General features: G+C 66.0%; 2 protein-coding genes. Both read right to left on the bottom strand.

Going from position 1 to position 2,279, the window contains the following annotated elements; genetic code table 11:
* Positions 1-71 precede the first annotated feature (71 nt).
* Positions 72-1,586, bottom strand: coding sequence for a glucose-6-phosphate isomerase (gene pgi / locus QMX83_RS21265; RefSeq protein WP_282298613.1), 1,515 nt, complete (start codon positions 1,584-1,586; stop codon positions 72-74).
* A complete protein-coding gene (panD, locus tag QMX83_RS21260) occupies positions 1,583-1,963 on the bottom strand; it encodes an aspartate 1-decarboxylase (RefSeq protein WP_125361711.1) in 381 nt (126 codons plus the stop codon). Before panD ends, pgi begins: the two co-directional genes overlap by 4 nt.
* Positions 1,964-2,279: the final 316 nt, after the last annotated feature.

The following is a 2,279-nucleotide window of genomic DNA, read 5'->3' as shown; positions in this document are numbered from 1 at the left end:
GCCCATGCACATCCGGATGGGTTCATGAGGGCCGGCCAACGGCCGGCGCTACCGATGCGGATACGGCGCGCTTAACCCTTCAACCGGTTCAACAACTCCAACGTCACCGGATCGGTAATGCCGTGCGCTTCACCCTGCAGCGCCGGCAGCAGCTGGCTGGCGAGCTGCTTGCCCAGTTCAACGCCAAACTGATCGTAGGCGTTGATGTTCCAGATCAGCGACTGCACGTACACGGCGTGTTCGTACATCGCGATCAGCGCACCCAGCGACTGCGGGGTCAGCGCATCGAGCAGGATCAAGGTGCTCGGCCGGCCGCCGGGATACGCACGATGCGGGTCATCACTGCCCTGCCCGTTGGCCAGCGCTTCGGTCTGCGCCAGCAGGTTCGCCAGCAGCGCCTGGTGGTTGACTGTATAGGGGTCATCGCTGTGCACGCAGCCGATGAAATCGGCCGGGATCACACTGGTGCCCTGATGCAGCGCCTGGAAGAAGCTATGCTGCACGTCGGTACCGGCTCCGCCCCACCACACCGACACGGTGTCGCTGTCCACGGGGCTGCCGTCGAGCTGCACGCGCTTGCCGAGGCTTTCCATCACCAGCTGCTGCAGGTAGGCCGGCAGCAGTGCGAGGCGCTGGTCGTAGGTCATCACCGCGTGGGTGGCGTAGCCGAGCACGTTGCGGTTCCAGATGTCGGTCAGTGCATGCAGCACCGGCAGGTTCTGGTCCAGCGGCGCGTTGATCGCGTGGGCGTCCATCTCGGCAGCACCGGCCAGCAGCTGCTCGAAGCGCTCGAAACCGATCGCCAGCGCGATCGGGAAACCGACCGCTGACCACAGCGAGTAGCGCCCGCCGACCCAGTCCCACATCGGCAGCACGCGGCCGGCGGCGATGCTGAAGGCCTTGGCGGCGCGTTCGGGATTGGCGCTGACCGCATACAGACGTTCACTACCGCCCAGCCAGTCGTGCAGGATCTGCCCGTTGAGCAGGGTTTCCTGGGTGCCGAAGGTCTTGGAAATGAGGATGCCGGCGGTGGTGGCCGGGTCCAGCGTGGCCAGGGTGCGCTGCATGGCCGCCCCGTCGACGTTGGACACAAAATGCACGCGGAAGCGCGCGCCAGTGACCGGACGCAGCGCGTCGGCGACCAGGCGCGGACCGAGGTCGGAACCGCCGATGCCGACACTGACGATGTCGGTGACGTTGCTGCTTTCCAGCGCGGCGATCAGCTCGCCCATCTGTGCGCGCACCTGGGCGGCGGTGGCATACGCCTCGCCGGCCACCGGCGCACCGCTGAGGTCACCGCGCAGGGCGGTATGCAGGGCGGCGCGGCCTTCGGTGACATTGACCGTTTCGCCACGGAACAGGCGCTGGAAGCCGCCGGCGACATCGCGCTCGGCGGCCAGCTGCAGCAATGCATCCAGCGCGGCGCGGTCATACTTCTGCCGCGCGAAGTTGGCGTACAACGGACCGACCCGCAGCCCCAGCGATTGTGCGCGACCGGGTTCGGCAGCGATCAGTGCGGGGATGCTTGCGCCACGCAGGCGCTGGGCATGGGAGTGAAGCGGGTCGAATCCGTTGTGCTGTGTCATGCGGCCTGGGTCGGAATGCTGTCGTTGGTGTGGGAGATCTGGTTCTTGCCGTCCACATATACCAACTTGGGCTTGAAGCTGTCAGCTTCTTCTTCGCTCATGTTGGCGAAGGCGGCAATGATGATGATGTCACCGACCTGCACATGGCGGGCGGCACCGCCGTTGAGCGAGATCACGCCGCTGCCGGCCTCGGCGCGCAGCGCATAGGTGGAGAAACGCGCACCGTTGGTGACGTCCCAGATGTGCACCTGTTCAAACTCACGGATGCCGGTGGCCTGCAGCAGGTTGTCATCGATGGCGATGGAACCTTCGTAGTTCAGCTCGGAATGCGTGACGGTGGCGCGGTGGATCTTGGTCTTCAGCAGGGAGAGTTGCATGGGGCGACACAACGGCAAAAGGAAAGCCGAATTCTAGCACCCGGGGCGGATACGACAGGGGTCTACCCCACCCTGCTGGCGGCGGTTCAGGCAGGTGAGGGTCGCCCTGCCCTTGCGGGATTGCACGGACCGCGTGTCGCCGGGCTCCGCCCGGCTGCTGTTGGCTTTTTTGCGAACAGCCTTCGGTTCGCGGTTCCCCGGGGTTGGCGGCTCGGGACGGGCGTTCCGGGGGACGCTGCAAGTACGTCCATGTAAGCTCGATCGCCGCATCCATGCGGCTCACGCCCCCTCCAGCCCATCCCGAGCCGCCATCGAC

Source organism: Stenotrophomonas sp. PS02289 (assembly GCF_029960115.1).
GTDB lineage: Bacteria > Pseudomonadota > Gammaproteobacteria > Xanthomonadales > Xanthomonadaceae > Stenotrophomonas.
Note: the sequence above shows the minus strand (reverse complement) of the source record. Positions and strands in the feature narration are given on the sequence as shown.

Coding starts and splice junctions, on each gene's coding strand:
- panD (WP_125361711.1), bottom strand. CDS start 1,963: ATGCAACTCTCCCTGCTGAAGACCAAGATCCACCGCGCCACCGTCACG.
- pgi (WP_282298613.1), bottom strand. CDS start 1,586: ATGACACAGCACAACGGATTCGACCCGCTTCACTCCCATGCCCAGCGC.